20 protein-coding genes are annotated in these 21,336 nt (G+C 64.9%); 7 read left to right on the top strand and 13 right to left on the bottom strand.

The window, feature by feature from the left end; all coding sequences use genetic code 11:
• Nucleotides 1-535, bottom strand: a 535-nt coding sequence (locus Q0K23_RS06930) for a response regulator transcription factor (RefSeq protein ID WP_294519726.1), incomplete at its 3' end; no start/stop codon positions are given.
• Between the two features lie 249 nt (nt 536-784).
• On the opposite strand from Q0K23_RS06930, the gene Q0K23_RS06935 reads away from it, so the two are divergent.
• From Q0K23_RS06935 to Q0K23_RS06965, 7 genes are all read left to right on the top strand, one after another.
• Nucleotides 785-1,189: a PPC domain-containing DNA-binding protein gene (locus Q0K23_RS06935; protein ID WP_294519729.1), complete on the top strand. Its 405-nt coding sequence runs from the start codon at nt 785-787 to the stop codon at nt 1,187-1,189.
• Nucleotides 1,186-1,965: a TIGR00282 family metallophosphoesterase gene (locus Q0K23_RS06940; RefSeq protein ID WP_294519731.1), complete on the top strand. Its 780-nt coding sequence runs from the start codon at nt 1,186-1,188 to the stop codon at nt 1,963-1,965. The genes Q0K23_RS06935 and Q0K23_RS06940 overlap by 4 nt, the downstream gene beginning before the upstream one ends.
• A 28-nt stretch (nt 1,966-1,993) precedes the next feature.
• The gene (locus tag Q0K23_RS06945; RefSeq protein ID WP_294519734.1) at nt 1,994-3,094 is read left to right on the top strand and encodes a metallophosphoesterase; all 1,101 of its coding nucleotides are present in this window, start codon (nt 1,994-1,996) and stop codon (nt 3,092-3,094) included.
• Nucleotides 3,091-5,361 (top strand): ATP-binding protein, encoded by a 2,271-nt coding sequence (locus tag Q0K23_RS06950; RefSeq protein ID WP_294519737.1) that lies wholly within the window; start codon nt 3,091-3,093, stop codon nt 5,359-5,361. The genes Q0K23_RS06945 and Q0K23_RS06950 overlap by 4 nt, the downstream gene beginning before the upstream one ends.
• A gap of 117 nt (nt 5,362-5,478) precedes the next feature.
• Complete coding sequence (gene lepB / locus Q0K23_RS06955; RefSeq protein WP_294519740.1) at nt 5,479-6,063, top strand: signal peptidase I; 585 nt, start codon at nt 5,479-5,481, stop codon at nt 6,061-6,063.
• 12 nt (nt 6,064-6,075) lie between these two features.
• Complete coding sequence (gene lepB / locus Q0K23_RS06960) at nt 6,076-6,654, top strand: signal peptidase I (protein ID WP_294519742.1); 579 nt, start codon at nt 6,076-6,078, stop codon at nt 6,652-6,654.
• A 129-nt stretch (nt 6,655-6,783) separates the two neighbouring features.
• On the top strand, nt 6,784-7,257 hold the full coding sequence (locus Q0K23_RS06965; RefSeq protein ID WP_294519745.1) for a hypothetical protein: 474 nt from the start codon (nt 6,784-6,786) through the stop codon (nt 7,255-7,257).
• Between the two features lie 83 nt (nt 7,258-7,340).
• On the opposite strand, the gene Q0K23_RS06970 is transcribed toward Q0K23_RS06965, so the two are convergent.
• From Q0K23_RS06970 to Q0K23_RS07025, 12 genes are all read right to left on the bottom strand, one after another.
• Nucleotides 7,341-7,583, bottom strand: a complete 243-nt coding sequence (locus Q0K23_RS06970) for an RNA-binding S4 domain-containing protein (protein WP_006573264.1) — start codon at nt 7,581-7,583, stop codon at nt 7,341-7,343.
• 64 nt (nt 7,584-7,647) lie between these two features.
• Nucleotides 7,648-7,923, bottom strand: a complete 276-nt coding sequence (locus Q0K23_RS06975) for an HU family DNA-binding protein (protein ID WP_294519753.1) — start codon at nt 7,921-7,923, stop codon at nt 7,648-7,650.
• A gap of 68 nt (nt 7,924-7,991) precedes the next feature.
• On the bottom strand, nt 7,992-8,777 hold the full coding sequence (gene mazG, locus Q0K23_RS06980) for a nucleoside triphosphate pyrophosphohydrolase (RefSeq protein ID WP_294519756.1): 786 nt from the start codon (nt 8,775-8,777) through the stop codon (nt 7,992-7,994).
• Nucleotides 8,778-8,905: 128 nt separating this feature from the next.
• Complete coding sequence (locus Q0K23_RS06985) at nt 8,906-10,534, bottom strand: polysaccharide biosynthesis protein (protein ID WP_294519759.1); 1,629 nt, start codon at nt 10,532-10,534, stop codon at nt 8,906-8,908.
• A 55-nt stretch (nt 10,535-10,589) separates the two neighbouring features.
• Nucleotides 10,590-11,891, bottom strand: a complete 1,302-nt coding sequence (locus Q0K23_RS06990) for an amidohydrolase (protein WP_294519762.1) — start codon at nt 11,889-11,891, stop codon at nt 10,590-10,592.
• Nucleotides 11,892-11,981: 90 nt separating this feature from the next.
• A complete protein-coding gene (locus tag Q0K23_RS06995; protein WP_294519764.1) occupies nt 11,982-12,806 on the bottom strand; it encodes a purine-nucleoside phosphorylase in 825 nt (274 codons plus the stop codon).
• 86 nt (nt 12,807-12,892) lie between these two features.
• Nucleotides 12,893-13,285 (bottom strand): zinc ribbon domain-containing protein, encoded by a 393-nt coding sequence (locus Q0K23_RS07000; protein WP_294519768.1) that lies wholly within the window; start codon nt 13,283-13,285, stop codon nt 12,893-12,895.
• A gap of 212 nt (nt 13,286-13,497) precedes the next feature.
• Nucleotides 13,498-14,190: a Crp/Fnr family transcriptional regulator gene (locus Q0K23_RS07005; protein WP_294519770.1), complete on the bottom strand. Its 693-nt coding sequence runs from the start codon at nt 14,188-14,190 to the stop codon at nt 13,498-13,500.
• Between the two features lie 238 nt (nt 14,191-14,428).
• Entirely contained in the window at nt 14,429-16,816 is a 2,388-nt protein-coding gene (locus Q0K23_RS07010) for a bifunctional UDP-sugar hydrolase/5'-nucleotidase (protein WP_294519773.1), read from the bottom strand.
• Nucleotides 16,817-16,864: 48 nt separating this feature from the next.
• Nucleotides 16,865-17,554: a Crp/Fnr family transcriptional regulator gene (locus tag Q0K23_RS07015; RefSeq protein ID WP_294519776.1), complete on the bottom strand. Its 690-nt coding sequence runs from the start codon at nt 17,552-17,554 to the stop codon at nt 16,865-16,867.
• Nucleotides 17,555-17,749: 195 nt separating this feature from the next.
• Entirely contained in the window at nt 17,750-19,504 is a 1,755-nt protein-coding gene (locus Q0K23_RS07020; RefSeq protein ID WP_294519778.1) for an NADH-dependent [FeFe] hydrogenase, group A6, read from the bottom strand.
• Nucleotides 19,505-19,519: 15 nt separating this feature from the next.
• Nucleotides 19,520-21,322 carry an NADH-quinone oxidoreductase subunit NuoF gene (locus Q0K23_RS07025; RefSeq protein ID WP_294519781.1) on the bottom strand — a complete coding sequence of 601 codons (1,803 nt, stop codon included), beginning with the start codon at nt 21,320-21,322 and terminating at the stop codon, nt 19,520-19,522.
• Nucleotides 21,323-21,336 lie beyond the last annotated feature (14 nt).

A 21,336-nucleotide genomic window follows, 5' to 3' on the forward strand; every position in this document is an offset into this window, starting at 1 on the left:
GGCTGGTGGAGTACACCCGGCCGGGGCTCTTGAGCAGCAGCTTGAGGATGTTGTACTCAATGGGGGTGAGGGACACGGCCTCCCCGTCCACGGTCACCGCTTTGGCCCCGTCGTCCAGGGCGATGCCGCCGTTGCGGATCACATGGTCCTCGGTCTTCTCCCGGCCGCCCAGGGTGGTGTATCGCCGCAGCTGGCTCTTCACCCGGGCGATGACCTCGATGGGGTTGAAGGGCTTGGTGATGTAGTCGTCGGCGCCGATGTTCAGGCCCAGAATCTTGTCCGAGTCCTCGCTCTTGGCGGTGAGCAGGATGATGGGGATGTTCTTGCTCTCCCGCAGCTTGGCGGTGGTGCGGATGCCGTCCAGTCCGGGCATCATCACGTCCAGCAGCACCAGCTGGATGTCGTACTGGTCCACCATCTTCAGCGCCTCCAGGCCGTCGTAGGCCTTGTAGGTCTTGTACCCCTCGCTGGTGAGGTAGATATCCAGGGCGGAGACAATGTCCCTGTCGTCGTCACAGATGAGAATGTTGTACAACTTGTTCACCCCATGTCTGAAATGATACTAGCATGAAAACTTTAAGCGGCAAGAACGGAAAGGTTTAAGAACTTTTTAAGATGTCCAAGGCCGCCGGACATCCCGCACCATTGTACCCCATCCTGCCCCGGGAGGCAAATGAAAAACGCCGCCCTGACAGAAAGCGCATTGCCCTGGCTGGAAAAATCGCATATAATAGAAGTCCCACCTCTCCCCGGCGGAGAGGCGGCGAGAAGGGAGGTCTGCGCCATGAAGACCTACTGTTTCCGGCTCCGGCGGGGGGACGACCTGCTGGAAAAGCTGGAGGAATTCGCCAGAGAGCGCCGCATCCCGGCGGCCGCGGTGGTGTCCGGCGTGGGCTGCGTCACCAGGGCCCGGATACGGGACGCCTCGGGCGTCACCGTACGCACCCTGGACGAGCCCCTGGAGATCGTCTCCCTGATGGGCACCCTGTCCGAGCGGCGGACCCATCTGCACATCTCCCTGTCCCGGGAGGACCTCACCACCCTGGGGGGCCACCTGATGGCGGGGTGCATCGTCAACACAACGGCGGAGATCGTGGTACTGGAGCTGCCCGATGTCCGCTTTGACACAGAATTTGACCCGGAGACCGGCTACGACGAGCTGGTCATCCGGCAGGAGGAACAGCCATGATACTCAATCTGCTGGCCGTGGGGGACGTCACCTCCGACGACGGCCTGAACTATCTCTCCAAGCACCTGCGCCAGGTAAAGCGCCTCCACGACGTCCACTTCACCGTGGTCAACGGGGAGAACGCCTCCGGCGTGGGCATCCTGCCCCGGCAGGCCCAGGACATCTTTGATGCCGGAGCCGACGTCATCACCCTGGGCAACCACACCTGGAACCGCATCCAGATCGCCCCCTTCCTGGACGAGAACCAGTACATTCTCCGTCCCGCCAACTACACCAGCCGGGTGCCCGGCCGGGGCTGGGGGGTGTATGAGGGCCCCAGGGGGGTTCGCATCGGGGTGATGAACCTGATCGGCCGGTGCGAGATGGACTCCAACTTCGACAACCCCTTCACCGTGGCCGACCGCCTGCTGAAGGAGGGCGGCGCCGACATCGCGGTGGTGGACTTCCACGCCGAGGCCACCAGCGAGAAGGGGGCCATGGGCTACTATCTGGACGGCCGGGTCCAGGCGGTGTGGGGCACCCACACCCACGTGCCCACCGCCGACGCCCAGATCCTGCCCAAGGGCACCGGCTTTGTCACCGACCTGGGCATGACCGGCCCGGTCCGCTCCGTACTGGGCATCAAGCCCCAGCAGTCCATCAACCGCTTCCTGGGGGGCCTGCCCCAGCGGTACGAGTCGGCGGGGGGAGACTGCAAGCTGGAGAGCGTGCTCTTCTCCATCGACACGGAGACCAGGCGGTGCGTGTCCGTGGAGCGGGTGGACATCCGGGACTGACCGGAAGAAAAAGCCGGAGGAGACAAACATGCTGAAACTGATCCATGCCGCTGATATGCATCTGGACGCGCCCTTTGCCTCTCTGCCCCCCGAGCGGGCGGCGGAGCGGCGGGAGGAGCAGCGGCAGCTCCTCACCCGTCTGGCCGAGCTGGCCGAGACGGAGCGGGCCGATCTGGTGCTGCTGTCCGGCGATCTGCTGGACAGCGGCCTGGCCCGCTATGAGACCGTCCAGGCCCTGGCCCGGGCCCTGGGGGAGATGAAGGTCCCTGTGTTCATCGCCCCGGGCAACCACGACTTTTACGCCCAGCGCTCCATCTGGAGCGCCGGGTCCTGGCCGGAGAACGTACACATCTTTTCCCGCTCCACCGTGGAGACGGTGGAAGTGCCCGGGCTGAACTGCGCCGTCCACGGCGCGGCCTTCACCGCCCCCACCTGCGACCAGTCCCCGCTGAAGGGCTTTTCCACCCCTGAGGACGGGAAGCTCCATCTGATGGTCCTCCACGGCGACGTGGACGGCAAGGGGCGGTACGGCGCCATTGACCGGGCGGACATCGCCGGGAGCGGCCTGGACTACCTGGCCCTGGGCCACGTCCACGCCTGTTCCGGCCTCCAGAAGGAGGGGAACACCTGGTGGGCCTACCCCGGCTGTACCGAGGGCCGGGGCTTTGACGAGCTGGGGGACAAGGGCGTGCTGGTGGTGGAGGCGGAGAAGGGCAATGTCTCCGCCCGCTTCGTGCCCTTGTGCCGCCGGCGCTATCAGGTCCTCACCGTGGACCTGTCCGGCGGAGAGGACCCGGCGGAGACCCTGGCCGCCGCCCTGCCCAGGGACGGGGAGAACGACATTTACCGCATCATCCTCACCGGGGAGAGCGGCGTGGAGGGCCTGGACCTGGAGGCGTTGGAGGCGGTGGCCCAGCCCTGCTTCTACAGCGTCACCCTCCGGGACCGGACCCGGGTCCGCCGGGACCTGTGGAGCCGGGCCGAGGAGGACACCCTCACCGGGCTGTTCCTGCGGCAGATGCAGGCCAGGCTGGCCCAGGCGGACACCGACGAGGACAGGGCCCTGGTGGAAAAAGCCGTCCGCTTCGGCCTGGCGGCACTGGAAAACGGGGAGGACTGCTGTCCATGAGAATCATCAGGATGACGGCCACCTTTGGCCGCCTCAACCACGCCGTGCTGGAGCCCGGCCCGGGCCTGAATCTGATCCAGGCCCCCAACGAGAGCGGAAAGTCCACATGGTGCGCCTTCCTGCGCTCCATGCTCTACGGCATTCCCACCCGGGAGCGGGACCGGCAGGACTATATCGCCGAGAAGAACCGCTACCAGCCCTGGTCGGGCAGCGCCATGGAGGGCGCCCTGGAGCTGGAGTGGCAGGGAAAACAGATCACCATCCGGCGGGGTCCCAAGGGGACCACCCCCTTCGGCGCCTTTTCCGCCGTGTACAGCGACACCGGCGAGAGCGTCCCCGGCCTCACAGCCGCCAACTGCGGGGAGACCATCCTGGGGGTGTCCCGGTCCGTGTTTGAGAAGTCCGCCTTTGTGGGCCAGGGGGGCGCGGCCATCTCCGCCGACGGGGAGCTGGAGCGGCGCATCGCCGCCCTGGTGTCCTCGGGGGAGGAGGACGTGTCCTACTCCCAGGTGGAGGACACGCTGAAGGAGTGGCTCCGGCGGAGAAAGTACAACAAGAGCGGCCAGATCCCCAGGCTGGAGAGCGAGCGGGCCCTTCTGGACGACACCCTGGCCCGGCAGAAGCAGGCTGCCCGCCAGGCGGAGGAGGCCCGCCGGGACATGGAGGAGCTGACCGGCTGGAGGGACAGCCTGAAGGCCGCCCTGGCCACCTGGCAGAGCCGGGAGAACCGGGAGCGGCGGCGCATGTGGGATGAGGCCGCCGCCGAGCTGGAGAAGGCCCGGAAGGAGGTTGCCTCCCTGGAGGCGGACCAGAACCGCCACGGCGCGCCCCCGGACAGGGACACTCTCCGCAAGGCACAGGAAGACCTGGCCTATCTGAAGACGGTAAACGCCAACCTGAAGCTGGCCGAGAGCCAGGTCCAGGAGGCGGAGGAGAAGGCCCGGGCGGCCCAGGAGGCCACCGCCGACCAGCTCTTCCCGGACATGACCGCCGACCAGGCCTGGCAGCAGGCCTCGGGCCACAGCGCCCAGGTCACCCAGTGCCGCGCTCAGGCCGCCCGGGTCTCCCGGGCCGGATGGGCCGGTGCGGCGGCCTCCGCGGCTGTGGGCGCGGCCCTGGCCGCCGCCGGCTGGTTCCTGCTGCCCCAGACCGGGTACATTCTGCCCATCGCCGGGGCGGCGGTGCTGGTCATCGGCGCGGCGGTGTCCCTGGCGGTGAGCCGGGGCAGGGCGGGCAGCCTGACCGCCCAGGCCGAGGAGCTGCTCAGCCGGTACGCCGCCGAGTATCCCGACGATATCATGGCCCGGGCCAACGCCTTCCGGGAGAAGTGGGTGGCCGCCCAGGAGGCCAGACGGAACGCCGAGGCGGTGGCGGACACCCGCCGCCGGCTCATGGCCCAGCGGGATCAGCTGACCGGGGATTTGATGGACCTGGTCCACACCTTTGAGCCCGCGGTGCGGGACTTTTTCGGCGTGTCCGCCGCCATCTCCCGGGCGCTGAACCTGGAGGAACGGCTGTCCACCGCCCGGGTGCGGCTGGCCGGGGCCCAGAAGCTGGCCGCCAGCCTGCCCAAGCCCCAGGCTGTTGAGGTGGAGGGGGACCCGGACGGGGCGCTCCCCGAGCACTTCGACCCCCAGGAGGCCGCCGCCGCCCTCTCCTCCGCCGAGGGGGAGCTGTCCCGGCTGCGCAGTCTCCAGGCCATGGCCCAGGGGGAGATGAACACCCTGGGAGACCCGGTGCTGTTCCAGTCCCGGCGGGAGGAGCTAACCGAGGAGCTGTCCCGCCGCCGGGAGGAGTACGCCGCCCTGAACCTGGCCCTGGAGGGACTGGCGGAGGCCAACAGCCAGCTCCGGTCCCGGTTCTCCCCGGCCCTCAACGCCAGGGCGGGAGCGCTGCTCTCCCGGCTCACCGGCGGCAAGTACAGCAAGGTCACCCTGACCCGGGAGCTGGAGGCCTCCGCCGAGGAGGCGGACAGCCCCCTGCCCCGGCGGACCCTGCTGCTGTCCCAGGGCACGGCGGAGCAGGTCTATCTGGCGGTGCGGCTGGCGGTGTGCCGCCTGGCCCTGCCCGCCGAGGACCCGGCGCCCATCGTGCTGGACGACGCCCTGGACGCCTTTGACGACAGCCGTATGGCCCTGGCCCTGGACCTGCTGCGGGAGCTGGGGGAGGAGCGGCAGATCCTGCTCTTCACCTGCCACGGCCGGGAGGCGGAGTGCCTCAGGGGCGCGGAGGACGTGAAGGTGCTCACCCTCTCCGGCGGACAGTGAGAGGCCGGAAAAGAAACAGACCACAGCCTGCCGGAATTGGTTTTTCGGCAGGCTGTTTCTTGCAATGCGGGGGCGGGCGCGGTATAATAATATATCTATGGAATGGGAGATGAGGGCATGGCCCGGGGAAAGCGTGAGCTGAAACCCGAAATTCTGAGCCTGAAGGGGATCGACGCCGTCAAGGGGGATCTCTACCTCTGGCTCCAGGCCTTTGTGCTCATCTCCGTGGCAGTGGTGCTGTGCTTCGCCTATGTGGGGCGGGTGGTCACCGTGTCAGGCAGTTCCATGGAGCCCACCCTCCGCAACGGGGACATGCTGCTGCTGCGCAGCGGTTCGGCCGGTGTGGAGCAGGGGGATATCGTGGTGCTGACCCAGGAATCCTTCCTCGCCGAGCCCATTGTGAAGCGGGTCATCGCCACCGAGGGGCAGACCGTTGTCATCGACTATACGGAAAACAGCGTCAGCGTGGACGGGGTGCAGCTGGAGGAGCCCTATGTGGTGGAGGTCATGGCCCAGCCCTACTTCTCCGACCCGGTGGAGACCGTGACAGTGCCCGAAGGGGAGATCTTTGTCATGGGGGACAACCGGAACCACTCCTCGGACAGCCGCCATCCCGATCTGGGCACGGTGGACCTGCGCTGTGTGCTGGGGGAGGCCAAGGCGGTGCTGCTGCCGCTGGGGCACCTGAAAACAATCCATTAGGAGGCATAACCAATGGCGGAAGAAAAGCAACCTGAGACAGAGGAGGAGCAGGGCCCTGCCCTGCCCCAGGCGCTGTACGACTGGCTCCAGGCCCTGGTCATGGCGCTGGTGTGCATCATCCTCATCTTTACCTTTGTGGGCCGGTTCATCTATGTGTCGGGCCACTCCATGGAGCCCACCCTGTACGACAAGGACATGATGGTCATCCAGGAGCTGGGCTACACCCCCAAGCAGGGAGACGTGGTGGTGCTCACCAAGCCCTCTGAGATCGCCGAAGGACCCATTGTGAAGCGTGTCATCGCCACCGAGGGCCAGACCGTGGAGATCGATTACAACGCCTCCTGCGTCTACGTGGACGGGGAGAAGGTGGACGACAGCTACTTGGGCGAGCCCATGCGCCAGCCCAGCGACCCCAATATGAGCATCACATCGGTGACCGTGCCAGAGGGCTGCATCTTTGTCATGGGCGACAACCGCAACCACTCCAACGACAGCCGGGACGTGCGGCTGGGAGTCATTGACGAGCGGTATGTCATCGGCCGGGCGATCTTTGTGGTGCTGCCCTTTGAGGACTTCGGGGCCATCGAGTAAGGAAAAGACGAAAAGAGCCGTGTGCACTGGAAGGTGCGCACGGCTCTTTTGTGCTGTATGGCATATTGAAGGTTGGAACATTCCCATGTTTTTTACGTCTAAAATGATAAAAAATGGGAGGCAGGCTCAATGAAAAAATTCGTAATCCTGTGCTTTGCGCTGGCGATTGCCCTGTCTGTGGGCGGGTGCGCTGAAGAAGGTGCAGATGTTGGAAAGGAAAGCGAAAACAGATGGATTTGCGGAGAGACCCAGCCCCTGGAGACGGCGGAAGACTCCGCCATCCAACAGAGCACGCCCGAGCCCGAGACGGGCGGCATCGGGGAAGGCGTATGCACCCCCACACTCACAGTTACATGCAGCATAGACCTGAGCGGAGACACCTATCAACTGAGTGGGAATCCGGCGCGGGAACTTCTGACGCTGCTCAGCGGTCTCAGCTATGACAAAGAGACCTGCGACGGTCTCCCGGAGTATACCGTTGTCGGCCTTGACCAGACAAGGTATGATTTGAATTTGTCGTCCGGGTGGGCCTGGATGGGCGACAAGGAGTGTAAGCTCTCAGAGGACGTGATTGCGGACCTGTCTGACCTGCTGGCTACATAATGTTTTAAAGCATCCCCTTCCCCTGCTTACAGAACAGGGGAAGGGGATGCTTTGCTGTTATTATGGGGCAGCAAAGAAAGCTGTTATGCCAGCTCCCGGTACATGGCGGGGGCGTCGTTCTTCTTCACGGCCTCGGACACGGCCAGCACCTCCACCCGCACGGCCTTCTCACCGAAGCGGATCTCCAGCACGTCTCCCTCCTTCACGTCGTAGGAGGCCTTGACCGGGCGGCCGTTGGCAGTGACCCGGGCGTTGTCGCAGGCCTCATTGGCCACGGTACGGCGTTTGATGAGGCGGGAGACTTTGAGCCATTTATCAAGTCGCATGGGAAAACTCCTCTCTGAAAAAAGCGGCTCCGGGCATCCCGGAGCCGCTCCATGTGGGACGAATTTACTGGGCCACGGCGTCCTTCAGGGCCTTGCCGGGCTTGAATACGGGCACCTTGGAGGCGGGGATCTCGATGCTCTCCTTGGTCTTGGGGTTGCGGCCGATGCGGGCGGCGCGGCTCTTCACCTCAAAAGAGCCGAAGCCCACCAGCTGGATCTTGTCGTTCTCGGCCAGAGCGGCGGCGATCACATCCAGGGCGGCGTTGAGGGCGTTCTCGGTGTCCTTTTTGGAAAGGCCGGCCTTTTCAGCGGCGGCGTTGATGAGTTCGGCTTTATTCATGGTAAAAATTCCTCCTACATTCTGGCAGCGGTTCTCCGCCGCGTTTATCACTTAAAGCGTCTCCGCTGTTAAGCCTGGTGCTTGGCCTGCTCCCATAGCTTGTCCAATTCCGCCAGATCCATGTCCTCCATGGGGCGGTCGCCCGCCAGCTCCTCCACCCGGCGAAACCGGGCGATGAACTTCTCCGTGGCCTTCTGGAGGGCAGCCTCCGGGTCCACCTTCACAAAGCGGGCGGCGTTGACGGCGGAGAAGAGCAGGTCTCCCAGCTCCTCCTCCACGTTGCTGTTCTCAGCCACGGCGGCCTTGAACTCGCTGAGCTCCTCGGACAGCTTGTCCACCGCGCCGGACACATCCGGCCAGTCGAAGCCGGCCTTTTTCGCCTTTTTTTGTACCTTCTCGGCCCGCCACAGGGCGGGCAGGGAGCGGGCCACGGAGTTGAGGGCGTCGGTGTGGGTGGCCTGGTGCTTCTCCTTCCGCTTGAGGGCCTCCCAGTTGGTGAGGACCTCCCCGGTGCCCGAGACGGCCACGTCGCCGAACACGTGGGGATGGCGGTAGATGAGCTTTTTGCAGACCCCGTCGGCCACGCCGTTCAGGTCAAAGGAGCCCTGCTCCTCCTCCATCCGGGCGTGGAGCGCCACCTGGAGGAGCACGTCGCCCAACTCCTCTTTCAGGTGCTCGGTGCTGCCCTCGTCAATGGCCTCAACGGCCTCGTAGGCCTCCTCAAGGAAGTCCCGCCGGATACTCTCGTGGGTCTGTTCCGCGTCCCAGGGGCAGCCGCCGGGGGAGCGGAGGATCCGCACAATTTCCACCAAATCGTTCACATCATAGGAATCCTTGTACTGAAAATCTACCATACTTTGTACACTCCTGCAAGCGCTTTTTGCCTTTTTTTATCCTTCGTGACGGAAAATGAACGGGAAAGAGGTCAGCCGTCCCGCCATGGTGCGGGGCGGCTGACACAGGGACGGCGCAGTGCGCCGGGTCATTTGATGCGCAGGATCTTGGCGATCTTGTCGCCCTTGGGCATGAGGGCCAGATCCTCCCGGGAGATGACCCGCAGGGCCAGCACCAGCACCAGGTACACCACCACGCCCACGCCGATGCCGCCCAGGGTGGCCAGGGCGTTGCCGAAGTGGAGGAAGTTGGTGAGCAGGCCGTAGGTGGCCCAGGCGGCGGCGGCCATGATGGCCGAGGGCACAAAGGGCTTGAGGAAGGCCCGCAGGAAGCTGGGGGGCGCGGGGATGGACCGGCGGATGATGAAGATCTCCAGGGCGCTGATGACGATGAAGCAGCACAGGGTGCCCACCGGGGCGCCGTTGATGCGGATGTCCGGGTTGCCCACCAGGATGAAGTTGACCACAACCTTCACCACGCCGCCGATGATCACCGCCAGGATGGGCAGGTTGACCATGCCGTTGGCCTGGAGGATGGAGTTGCACAGCAGCTGGAGGGCCACGAAGATGGAGGCCAGGCCCAGCATGGACAGCAGGGGGCCGGCTACGGACACGTCGATGGAGGGGAACAGCAGGCCCATGATGGGGCCGCCCAGGGCGAACAGGCCCATACCCATGGGCAGGGCCAGCAGCAGGCCCACCCGCAGGGCGGACTCGCTGACCTTCTGGGCGCCCAGGTGGTCATGCCGGGCCAGGCTGGCTGACACGGCGGGGATGATGCAGGCGGTGAGGGGCACCATCATGGAGAAGGGCAGGTTGTAGATGGACATGGTCTTGGAGTAGATGCCGTAGAGGCCGCGGGCGGCGTCCAGGGCGGCGGCCTTGTCCAGGCCGTCCACGGTCTGGTACACGCTCTGGAGCTGGCTCATGACCAGCTTGGTGTCGATGAGGGTGACCAGGGAGGTGGCGGCGGAGCCCAGGGTGATGGGGATGGCCAGCTTCAGCAGGGTGGCCAGGATGCGGCCGGAGCTGTCGGGCTTGTCGGTGGCGTGGAGGCGGCGGCGCCGGCTCCGGTCCCGGAAGAAGAGGAACAGGATATAGACCAGGGCCACCACGCTGCCGCAGGACACGCCGATGATGGCGCCCACGCTGCCAAATTCGGGCTTCAGGGCCACCTTGACCAGGAACAGGGCCAGGGCCAGGCCCACCACCAGCTTGAAGAAGGCCTCAATGACCTGGGAGATGCCGGTGGGCATCATGTTGAAGTGGCCCTGGAAGTAGCCGCGGAAGGCGGACATGACGCACACGCACAGCACCGACGGGGCCAGGGCCATGACGCAGTACACCGCCTTGGGGTTGCTGATGACCACCTGGGCCATAGGGGCGGCCAGCACGGTCATACAGAAGAAGCTGATGAGACCCAGGGTGAGGAAGGTGAAGAAGGCCACCCGGAAGGTGCGCTGGACCTGGTTGTGGCGGCCCAGGGCATTGGCCTCGGAGATGGTCTTGGACAGGGCCACGGGCAGGCCGGCGGTGGAGATGGTGAGGAAGAAGTTATAGATGTTGTAGGCGCTGTTGTAGTCGCCCATCACCTCATCGGAGAGGATGTTCCCCAGCGGGATGCGGTAGATGGCGCCGATGACCTTCACCAGAATGGCGCTGACGGCCAGAATGGCCGCGCCGCCGAAAAAGGTACTTTTCTTTTCTGCGTTTGACAAGGGCTACATTCCTTTCAGCGGACAGCCGCCGGGCGGCTGTGTTGGTTGCGGCGGCTCAGCCGAAGAGCAGGGGCAGGGCGTACTCCTCCACCTCGCGCTTGACCCGGTCGATGTCGATAGTGAGGAACACCCCATCCTTGTATATGACCTTGCCGCGGCACATATTCATGGCCACGTCGCAGCCGTGGGCGGCGTAGACCAGATTGGAGATCACGTCGTGCCGGGGCACCAGGTTGATGTGGTTGAAGTTCACCAGGATGAGGTCGGCGTCGCACCCCACGGCGATGCGGCCGGTGTTCCGGCCCAGGGCCTTGGCGCCGTTGACGGTGGCCATCCGCAGGGCGTCGGAGGGCAGCAGGGCCAGGGGGTCGTGCTCCACGCCGTTCTGGAGCATGGCGGCGATCTTCATGTCCTCAAACAGGTCGGTGGTGTTGTTGGAGGACACGCCGTCGGTGCCCATGGCCACGTTGACCCCGGCCTTCCGCATGCCGATCACCGGAGCCACGCCGCTGCCCAGCTTCAGGTTGGAGCAGGGGTTGTGGATGGCGGACACGCCGTGCTCGGCCATGATGGCCCAGTCGTCGGGCGTGGTCCACACGCAGTGGGCGGCGATGGCCCGCACATCCCACAGGCCGTGCTTCTCCATCACCTGTACCGGGGTCATGCCCCAGCGGCCCAGGCACTCCTCGTGCTCCGATTTGGTCTCGGAGATGTGGATGTGCATGCCCAGGCCCTTGTCCCTGGCGTACTGGGCCACGCTGTCCCAGATCTGAGGGGCGGCGCAGGAGGTGTACTCGCCGTGGATGCAGGCGTCGATGAGGATCTGGCCGTTGTTGTACCCGTGCCACTTGTCCACCAGCTCCCGGGTCTCCACGCAGGAGGTCCAGGTGGCGAAGTCGGCGGCGGCGTCAAAGGCGGTGACGCCCCGGGCGATATTGGCGTTGATGCCCGCGGCGGCCACCTCCTGGCAGATCTCGTCGCAGAACATGTACATGTCGGCCAGGCAGGTGGTGCCGGACATGATCATCTCCGCCAGGCCCAGGGCGGCGGCGGAGCGGATGGCCCGGCCGTCCCACTTGTCCTCCACCGGGAAGATGAACTTGGTCAGCCAGTCCTGGAGATTATTGCCGTCGCCGTACCCCCGCATGAGGGTCATGGGCACATGGGTGTGGGCGTTGACCAGGCCGGGCATGAGCACCTTGCCGGCGGCGTCGATGACCTCGTCAAAGGTCCCCTGGGGCCGCTGGGCGCCCACATAGGAGATCTTATCCCCTTCCACGGCCACAAAAGCGCCCTCCAGCACCGTGTTTTTCTCGTCCATCAGCACGGCGGTGGCGTTTTCAAACAGAACAGACATGGGAAAACCCCCTTATCTCAGAATTCAGTCGGGAAAAAACCGCGGAGACGGACGCCGGAGTCCGGCGCCGTCTCCCAGGGAGCGGTTATCTTACAGCTTCTTCAGACAGGCCAGCACCAGCCGGGAGAACTTGTCCTTGCAGGCCTCGGCGGCGTCCAGCACCTCCTGCTCGCTGAGGGGCTGGTCCAGGATGCCGGCGGCCATGTTGCTCAGCAGGGTGAAGCCCAGCACCTGCATGCCGCAGTGGCCGGCCACGATGACCTCGGGGGCGGTGGACATGCCCACCGCGTCGCCGCCCAGGATGCGGACCGCCCGCACCTCGGCGGGGGTCTCGTACTGGGGGCCGTAGCAGTAGAAGTAGACGCCCTCACGCAGCTGGATGCCCAGCTCGCCGGCGGCCTCGCGGGCCAGGTCCTGGAGGGCGGGGGTGTAGAGCTTGGAGGCGTCGGGGAAGCGGACGCCGAACTCGGGCAGGTTCTCGCCCCGGAGGGGGGACTCGGAGAACATCTTGATGTGGTCGGTGATGAGCATCAGGTCGCCGGCCTTCCAGTCGGTGCGGACGCAGCCGGCGGCGTTGGTGACGATGAGGGTGTCGGCCCCCAGCAGGCGCAGCACCCGCACGGCGTAGGACACCTCCTCATAGGAGTAGCCCTCGTAGTGGTGCATGCGGCCCTGCATCACGGCCACGGGCTTGTCCTCCAGGTAGCCGAACACCAGCTGGCCCTTATGGCCGGGGGCGGTGGAGGCCTTGAAGTGGGGGATCTCCCTGTAGGGCACCACGATGGGGTCCTTCACCACGTCGCCCATGAAGCCCAGGCCGGAGCCCAGCACCATAGCAGCCTTGGGGGTAAAGTCGCCGATCTTGGAGCGGATGTATTCCGCACTCTCCTGGTACTGGGCAAAGGTATAGTTCATACGCTTGTCCTCCTTTGTAGTGGGTGGAGCCGGGCGGAGGGGCCGCCCGGCGTGAATGGAGTGGAAGGGGTCAAATCCGCCCGACGTCAGAAGGGCCGGCCACAGTTCTTGCAGAACTTGTCGTCCCGGCCGCAGGAGGCGCCGCAGTCGGGGCACTCCTTGGCGTGCTTCAGGGCGGCGATGCGGTCCTTCAGCTCGTCGATGGCGCGATTCTTCTCGTCGATCTGGCTCAGCATGCCGTCCAGTGCGGACTGGTCGGCGGTGCGGCCCAGATGGGTATCATAGACCGTCTGGCCTACTTCCCGCAGCAGGTTGTTGATGTCGGTCTTCAGGTCAAAGATCTTCATGTTCAGCTTGGCGATATCCACAGTCTGCCCGGCGCATTTGGCGGCATAACGGGCAGTGGTGCCCGCCGCCTCACCTACGGACAGGGCGGTGCCTCTCACCCGATCCAGCAGCTCTCTCACACGTTCATCCATACCCAGGAACCTCCTTTTTCAGCGTTCAGGCCATAGTATGCGGCAAGTCAGAGGTATTTTACACCAGAGACGGGAAAAAAGCAACGGACACACGGCTGTTCTCGGAGAAAAGCAGGGTAAAACTTCCTTCCAAATTGGGAAAAACGGCAGAAAAACGCCCGCTGTCCTCATTTGGCGGGACAGCGGGCGGAGGGGACGGCAGAGGAAGGCGGTCAGTCGGTCCTGCCCCAGTTTTCCGTCAGGCGGGCGTACTGGTCCGCGGTGATGTGGACCTTGCCCCGGACGATGGAGAGGTAGTTGCCGTCCTGGAGCTGCTGCAGGCAGCGGTCCACGGTTTTGGCGCTCATGATGAGCTCGCTGGACATGGTCTGCCGGGTCTTGGTGACCACGGTCTCCCGGACGGCGGTGGGCGGGGTCAGGGAGCAGTACCGCAGCAGGTAGATGGCCACCTTGTCCAGGCTGGAGCGGAAGGCGGACTTGCCCCGGTAGTAGGAGTTGTCATAGGTCTTGCGGTTGCACAGGGCGGACACCATCCGCAGGAAGGGCAGGTCGTTGTCCAGCCAGCGAGAGACCAGGGCGGCGTCGCAGCGGATCATGTCGCAGTCGGTGTTGGCCATGACGTTGGAGGCGTAGACCGGCATGTCGGCCAGCAGCTCCAGGTCGGAGAGCATGCTGGGGGCGTCCAGGGTGATGAAGCTGGACTTCTTGCCGTCCTCCGTCTCGCTGAAGGTGAGCAGCTCGCCCATGAGCAGGAACCAGGCGTACTTCACCGGCTCCTCCTGCCGCACCACCACCTGTCCGGCGGGGACCCGGACCAGAGTGCCGCTGTCCAGCAGAACAGGGGGGACCTTATTGAGAAATTCCGCGACTTTCTTGCTGCTCTCGCGATAGCTGGTGAGATCCATATGTGACGCCTCCAGAAGAGTGAAGTCAGAGAGTTCTGTTTTTTATTTTACATAATCGCGGTAAAAAAAGCAACATGGAATTGGACAATTGGCTAAAATGGGAAAATGGAGGAGAGAATAGGCCGCTTTTAGCAAAAAACGTGGAGAATAAGGAAAAGGGGACCCTGAAAGGTCCCCTTTTTCCTGCGTGTGGCAGATGGTGCCGCAGAGGTCGCCCCGCCTGGGTGCGGGTGCGCGGTTACAGATAGGGCGCCACATCCGCCTCGGTGATGGAGCGGACGTTGGTTCGGCCGTTCTCCAGGGCGGGAAGGGTGAGGGTGCCGTTGTTGATGAGCTCCACTGCCTTCAGGTAGGCGGGAGAGGTCTCGTCAATGCCGGTGTAGAGATGCCAGTTGTCATAGTTGAAGGCGTCGCCGTCCACGGTGCCCTTCAGGGCCTCCTTGATGTAGCGGATGGCCAGGGCGCGGACCGTGCCGTCGTCCCCCCATTTCTCCGAGGAGCTGAACACGATTTCCAGCTGGCGGCCCGCCAGACAGCCGCCCTCGCCCAGCCACTTGTTCATGCTGTACGAGTTGGTGCCCAGCAGGATCTCCATGTCGTCGGTGATGGGGGTGGTCTTGGGCATGCCCTTGTCGTCCAGCACAGGGGTGCCGTCCTCGTGGTAGTCGGTGATGAGGCAAAGGTCCTTCACCCGGCTGCCCGCCTCCTGGGTCAGGTCCAGGCAGTATGTGATGCCGCCGCCGATGTTGTTGGTGCTGTACTTGGACTGGCGGCGCTCCGGATTGTAGCTCACCGTCAGGTCGCCGGGCTTGATCTGATTGAAGTACTGGGCGCTGTACTCCAGCAGGGCCTTCAGGTCCCTACCGGTCACCTTGTAGACGGTGATCTCACCGCCGGAGTAGGAGTAGCTGGAGGAGATGCTCTTGATGCTCACGTCGCCCACAGGGAAGCCGGCGTTCTCATAGTCGGTGTTGAGGATGACCGCCTGGGCGCCGGAATAGTGCATGGCGGCGGAGAAGAGCAGGTTCCAGATGCCGGTGGCCTCGGTGTACCCGGCGGAGATGCCCTTGATCTTGTCGGTGCCGTTCAGGTCGCTGTTGATGAGGGTGCCGATGGGGGTGTTGACATAGCCGCTCAGCTCGGTCTTGTAGGGGGCCATCCGCTCCACCATGGCCTGGTCCTCCTCGTGGCCGGCGGGGATGGCGCAGGCCCGCTTGGATACCACCTTATAGCCGTCCCCGTCGGGGGCCAGGGTCAGATCCACGGCGGAGTAGACCTTGGCGTAGTTCTGGGGCTCGGTGATGAGCACGCCGTTGACCGTCCGGCTGGGCACCAGCTGGTGGGCGTGGCCCGCCACGATCACGTCCAGCTCGGGGAAGGCGTTGGCGATGTCGCTGACGCTGGAGCCCTCCACGTCGTTCTCCCGGTCCAGACCCATGTGGAACACGCCGATGATGGCGTCCACGTTCTGGGCCTTCAGCTCCTGGATGGCCAGCTTGGTCTCCCCGATGGGGTTGTGGACGTCCACCTGGTCCAGGGTGCCCTTGCCCGCCTCAAACTCCTGGATGAGGGGGGTGGTCAGGCCGATGAAGCCCAGCCGGACCCCGTCCCGCTCCACCACGGTGGTGGCGGGCATATAGCGCTTGTCCGTGCCCTTCAGGTACACGTTGCCCGACAGGACCGCGCCGTCAAACTGGGCCGCCAGCTTGGCCCGGCGGGCAAGGTCGAAGTTGTACTCGTGGTTGCCCCAGGTCCACAGGTCGTAGTCCAGGGCATTCATGGCGGCGATCATGGGGTTGGAGTCGTGGTCGATGAAGTACTCCACGTAGTTGGCCTGCACCGCGTCGCCGCAGTCCACCAGCACCACATTTTTGTTCTTGGCCCGCTCCTGGCCGAACCGGGTGGCCAGGTAGGTCAGGCTGCCGGAGGTGTTTGCCTGATCCAGGGCGAAGTCCCAGGGGACGAACCAGCCGTGGAGATCGCTGGTGGCCAGCAGGCGGACCTGCTTGGCGTCGGGATAGAGGGGCTCCACCTGGGAGAGTTTGAACAGCATCTGGGCCAGCTCTGCCCGGACGGCGGTGCCGTTGGGGTCCAGCAGGCCGCCCGGCTTGCCGGACAGCACCCCGGTGGCCAGACACCACTTCATCCCCTCCGCCGCCCAGCTGCCCACGTCGGCGCAGTCAGGGGCGGCAGTCAGGTCGGGGCCGCCCTCGGGGGAGGTGAGCAGGGCCACCTGCTGGCCGTAACGGTAGAAGATGGCTGCCAGCTCGCCCCGGGTGATGAGCCGGTCGCCGTCAAAGAGCTTGCTGTCAGGCACGGCGGCCAGGCCGGTGTACTCCGCCCAGCCCGCCGCGTCGGCGTACCAGGTGCCCGCCGTGTCGGTAAAGCTGGCGGTCGGGGCCACCGGCGTGCCGGCCATACGGTAGAGGGTCTGGAACACCACCCCACGGGTCACCGGGCCGCTGGGCTGAAAATCTCCATCCACGGCGGTCATAATGCCTTCTTTCATCACATAGGCCTGTGCTTCTGCGTACCAGGGGAGGGATTCTGTCTCCGCGGCCAGGGCGGATACAGTCAGGGACAGCAGCAGAGCGGCTGCTGTCAGGATGCTCATGGCGCGTTTCACGTTTGTTTGCCTCCTTCTTTCACGGGCTGATAATGCCGCAAAACAGCCTCAGCAGGAGGGACCCCAGGTATCCAACAGCCGCTGATGCTGTGACGCGCTGATTCGGACCTTGCCCCGCACGATGGACAGGTAGCCCTCGTCCCGCAGGCGCATCAGGCAGCGGTCCAGGGTCTTCTGGCTGATGATGACCTCGCTGGCGATGCGGGAGCGGGTCTTGAGCACCACGGACTCCCGGTCTCCCGGCGGGGCGAGGACGCAGTGCTGGAGCAGGAAGAGTGCGGTCTTGTCCAGGCTGGAGCGGAAGGCGGCGTTGCCCCGGCTGTGGGACAGGGCGAAGTTCTTCCGGCTCACAACCTGGGCCACGGACCAGAGAAAGTCCACGTCGCTGCGGAGCAGCTGGGCAAACTCCTCGGCGGAGGACCGCAGGGCGATGCACCGGGCCGCGGCGGAGACGCTGGCGGCATAGGTGCCGATGCCGGCCAGGATCTCCAGCTCGGAGATCAGGGTGGGGGCGTGCATGGTCATCCAGGCGGAGAATTTGCCCTCCATGGTCTCGTTGCAGACCAGAAGTTCGCCGGAGAGAACGTAGTAGACGTATTCCACCGGCTCGTCCCGCACCACCACCTTCTGACCGGAGGTGAACTGTACCAGTGTGGAGATCTCCAGCAGGCGGGGCGGGAGCTGCCGGAGCTGGAGGGCCAGGGCGGGGTACCGCGCGCACAGGTTGTCCAGAGTCATAGAGCAGCCTCCTATGTATATAACTTACAATTTAAGGAACAAAAAACAGGTTTTTTCTCTAAAATTATTATATCAGCGGCAAGCGGAGAAAAAAACCCCAACTGGCTCAATTAATTCGAAGCAGAAGGATTTGAGGCCGGATTTCGAATGAAAAAGCCGGGGCGCGTCAGACGACGCGCCCCGGCTGAAAACGGATCACTCTGTGCGGTACCGCTTCTGGGGGATATAGGTGGTGTGGAGCAGCTCGTGGGCCCGGTGGCCGCCCGGCTCGCCCAGGTACTCCTTGTAGACCTGCTGGAGCACCGGGTTCTCATGGCTGCGGCGGTAGGTCATGCCGGCGTCCTGGGTGTAGAGGGCCTTGGCCCGCAGGGAGCGGATATCGGTCCAGTTGCGCACGTCGGCGTGCTGGATGGGCTGGCCGCCGCCGTTGATACAGCCGCCGGGGCAGGCCATGATCTCGATGAAGTCGTACTGCATCTCGCCGGACTTGACGCCGTCCAGCACCTTCTTGGCGTTGGCCAGGCCGGAGACCGCGCACACCCGGACGGTCTTGCCGGGCAGCTCGTAGGTGGCCTCCTTGATGCCGGTCATGCCGCGGACCTCGGTGAAGTCCAGGGGCTTCATCTCGCCGTTGGTGACGATCTCCACCACGGTGCGCAGGGCGGCCTCCATCACGCCGCCGGAGGCGCCGAAGATGGTGGCCGCGCCGGTGGACAGGCCCAGCATCTCGTCAAACTCGCCGTCGGGCAGGTTCTGGAACAGCAGGCCGGCCCGGGTGATCATGCGGCCCAGCTCACGGGTGGTGAGGGAGATGTCCACGGGCAGCCAGCCGTGCTGACGCATCTCCTCCCGCCGGACCTCGTACTTCTTGGCGGTACAGGGCATGACGGACACCACCACGATGTCCCGGGGGTTGATGCCCATTTTCTCGGCATAGTAGCTCTTGACCAGGGAGCCGAACATCTGCTGGGGGGACTTGCAGGTGGACAGGTTGGGGATCATCTCGGGGTAGTGCTGCTCGCAGAACCGGATCCAGCCGGGGGAGCAGGAGGTGATGAGGGGCAGGGTGCCGCCCTCCTGGAGGCGGTGGAGGAACTCGGTGCCCTCCTCCATGATGGTGAAGTCGGCGGCGTTGTCCACGTCAAAGACCTTGTCGAAGCCCAGGCGGCGCAGGGCGGTGACCATCTTGCCCTCCACGTTGGTGCCGATGGGCATGCCGAAGCACTCGCCCAGGGTGACACGGATGGAGGGGGCGGGACCCACCACCACGTGCTTGGTGGGGTCGTTGAGGGCGGCCCAGACCTTGGCGGTGTCGTCCTTCTCCTGGAGGGCGCCGGTGGGGCAGGCCACGATGCACTGGCCGCAGGACACGCAGTCCACCTCGTTCAGGTCCCGGTCAAAGGCGCAGCCCACGTGGGTGGCAAAGCCCCGGTCGTTGCAGCCGATGACGCCCACCTCCTGGGTCTTGCGGCACACGGCGGTGCACCGGCGGCACAGGACGCACTTGGAGTTGTCCCGGATCAGGTGGGGGGCGGAGTCCTCGATCTGGGGGACCAGGCCGTCGGCGGCGTACCGCACGGCGTCAATGCCCAGATCCCGGGCCAGATCCTGGAGCTCGCAGCGGCCGCTGCGGGCGCAGGTGAGGCAGTCCATCCGGTGGTTGGACAGAATCAGCTCCAGGGTGAGCTGACGGGAGTGGCGGACCTTTTCCGTGTTGGTGAAGACCTCCATCCCCTCGCTGACCGGGTACACGCAGGAGGCCACCAGGCTCTTGGCGCCCTTGACCTCCACCACGCAGATACGGCAGGCGCCGATCTCGTTGATGTCCTTCAGAAAGCAAAGGGAGGGGATCTTGATACCCGCGTTTCGGGCCGCCTCCAGCACGGTGGTGCCGGCGGGCACGGAGACCGGGATATTGTCGATTTTCAGATTGACCATTTTCTGTTCCATCTTCTTTCCCCTCCTTTAGCCCTTGTGAATGGCGCCGAAGCGGCAGTTGTCCATACACACGCCGCACTTGATACACTTGCTCTGATCCACCACGTGGGGCGCCCGCACCGCGCCGGAGATGGCGCCCGCCGGGCAGTTCTTGGCGCACAGGGTGCAGCCCTTGCACAACTGGGGATCAATGGTGTACCGCAGCAGGTTCTTGCACACGCCGGCGGGGCACCGCTTCTCCACCACGTGGGCCACGTACTCGTCCCGGAAGTGCTTCAGCGTGGACAGCACCGGGTTGGGGGCGGTCTGGCCCAGGCCGCACAGGGCGCTGGACTTCAGGTGGTAGCACAGCTCCTCGATGGTGTCCAGGTCCTCCAGGGTGCCCTTGCCCTCGGTGATCTTGGTCAGCAGGCCCAGCAGGCGCTTGGTGCCGATACGGCACACGGAGCACTTGCCGCAGCTCTCGTCCACAATGAACTCCAGGAAGAACTTGGCGATGTCCACCATGCAGTTGTCCTCATCCATGACGATGAGGCCGCCGGAGCCCATCATGGAGCCGATGGCGCCCAGGGAGTCGTAGTCCATGGGGGTGTCGATGAGGCTGGCGGGGATGCAGCCGCCGGAGGGGCCGCCGGTCTGGGCGGCCTTGAACTTCTTGCCGTTGGGACAGCCGCCGCCGATGTCCTCGATGATGGTGCGCAGGGGGGTGCCCATGGGGATCTCCACCAGGCCGGTGTTGGTGATCTTGCCGCCCAGGGCGAAGACCTTGGTGCCGGTGGACTTGGGCGTGCCGATGGCGGCGAACTTGTCCGCGCCGTTGTTGAGGATCCAGGTGATGTTGGCGTAGGTCTCAACGTTGTTGAGCAGGGTGGGCCGCTGGAACAGGCCCTTGTTGGCGGGGAAGGGAGGACGGGGGTGGGGCTCGCCGCGCTTGCCCTCGATGGAGGTCATGAGGGCGGTCTCCTCGCCGCAGACAAAGGCGCCCGCGCCCAGGCGCAGCTCCAGGTTGAAGGAGAAATCGGAGCCGAAGATGTTGTCGCCCAGCAGGCCGTACTCCTTGGCCTGCTTGATGGCGATCTCCAGCCGCTTGACGGCGATGGGGTACTCGGCGCGGACATAGATGTAGCCCTGCTGGGCGCCGATGCAGTAGCCGGCGATGGCCATGGCCTCGATGACGCTGTGGGGGTCGCCCTCCAGCACGGAGCGGTCCATGAAGGCGCCGGGGTCGCCCTCGTCGGCGTTGCAGCAGACGAACTTCACCCCGTCGGGGGACACGGCGTCGTGGGTGAACTGCCACTTCCGGCCCGTGGGGAAGCCGGCGCCGCCCCGGCCCCGGAGGCCGGAGGCCAGGATCTCGTCGATGATCTGCTGGGGCGGGATCTTCTCGGTGACAATGCGGCCCAGGGCGGCGTAGCCGTCCACGCCGATGTACTCGTCGATATTCTCCGGGTTGATGACGCCGCAGTTGCGCAGGGCGATGCGCAGCTGGTGCTTGTAGAAGGTGGTCTCGGACAGGCTGGTGGCGGTGCCGCCCTCGTCGCTCTCCATGTGGAGCAGCCGCTGGACGATACGGCCCTTGACAATGTGCTCGGAGACAATCTCGGGCACGTCGGCCGGGGTGACCTTGGTGTAGCAGGCGCCCTCGGGGTAGATCATGACGATGGGGCCCATGGCGCACAGGCCGAAGCAGCCGGTCTTGACCACCTGGGCCTCCTTGGCCATGCCCTGGGCCTCCAGCTCACGCTCGAAGGCCTCGATGATCTTCAGACTGTTGGAGGAGGTGCAGCCGGTGCCGGTACAGACCAGGATGTGGGATCGAACCAGATTCATGCCGCATACCCTCC

This window comes from uncultured Pseudoflavonifractor sp., from assembly GCF_944387275.1.
Lineage (GTDB): Bacteria > Bacillota > Clostridia > Oscillospirales > Oscillospiraceae > Pseudoflavonifractor > Pseudoflavonifractor intestinihominis.

What these genes read in the sequence shown, in the direction of transcription:
- Q0K23_RS06935 (WP_294519729.1), top strand. Translation starts at nt 785, where the DNA reads ATGAAGACCTACTGTTTCCGGCTCCGGCGGGGGGACGACCTGCTGGAA.
- Q0K23_RS06940 (WP_294519731.1), top strand. Translation starts at nt 1,186, where the DNA reads ATGATACTCAATCTGCTGGCCGTGGGGGACGTCACCTCCGACGACGGC.
- Q0K23_RS06945 (WP_294519734.1), top strand. Translation starts at nt 1,994, where the DNA reads ATGCTGAAACTGATCCATGCCGCTGATATGCATCTGGACGCGCCCTTT.
- Q0K23_RS06950 (WP_294519737.1), top strand. Translation starts at nt 3,091, where the DNA reads ATGAGAATCATCAGGATGACGGCCACCTTTGGCCGCCTCAACCACGCC.
- lepB (WP_294519740.1), top strand. Translation starts at nt 5,479, where the DNA reads ATGGCCCGGGGAAAGCGTGAGCTGAAACCCGAAATTCTGAGCCTGAAG.
- lepB (WP_294519742.1), top strand. Translation starts at nt 6,076, where the DNA reads ATGGCGGAAGAAAAGCAACCTGAGACAGAGGAGGAGCAGGGCCCTGCC.
- Q0K23_RS06965 (WP_294519745.1), top strand. Translation starts at nt 6,784, where the DNA reads ATGAAAAAATTCGTAATCCTGTGCTTTGCGCTGGCGATTGCCCTGTCT.
- Q0K23_RS06970 (WP_006573264.1), bottom strand. Translation starts at nt 7,583, where the DNA reads ATGCGACTTGATAAATGGCTCAAAGTCTCCCGCCTCATCAAACGCCGT.
- Q0K23_RS06975 (WP_294519753.1), bottom strand. Translation starts at nt 7,923, where the DNA reads ATGAATAAAGCCGAACTCATCAACGCCGCCGCTGAAAAGGCCGGCCTT.
- mazG (WP_294519756.1), bottom strand. Translation starts at nt 8,777, where the DNA reads ATGGTAGATTTTCAGTACAAGGATTCCTATGATGTGAACGATTTGGTG.
- Q0K23_RS06990 (WP_294519762.1), bottom strand. Translation starts at nt 11,891, where the DNA reads ATGTCTGTTCTGTTTGAAAACGCCACCGCCGTGCTGATGGACGAGAAA.
- Q0K23_RS06995 (WP_294519764.1), bottom strand. Translation starts at nt 12,806, where the DNA reads ATGAACTATACCTTTGCCCAGTACCAGGAGAGTGCGGAATACATCCGC.
- Q0K23_RS07000 (WP_294519768.1), bottom strand. Translation starts at nt 13,285, where the DNA reads ATGGATGAACGTGTGAGAGAGCTGCTGGATCGGGTGAGAGGCACCGCC.
- Q0K23_RS07005 (WP_294519770.1), bottom strand. Translation starts at nt 14,190, where the DNA reads ATGGATCTCACCAGCTATCGCGAGAGCAGCAAGAAAGTCGCGGAATTT.
- Q0K23_RS07015 (WP_294519776.1), bottom strand. Translation starts at nt 17,554, where the DNA reads ATGACTCTGGACAACCTGTGCGCGCGGTACCCCGCCCTGGCCCTCCAG.
- Q0K23_RS07020 (WP_294519778.1), bottom strand. Translation starts at nt 19,504, where the DNA reads ATGGAACAGAAAATGGTCAATCTGAAAATCGACAATATCCCGGTCTCC.
- Q0K23_RS07025 (WP_294519781.1), bottom strand. Translation starts at nt 21,322, where the DNA reads ATGAATCTGGTTCGATCCCACATCCTGGTCTGTACCGGCACCGGCTGC.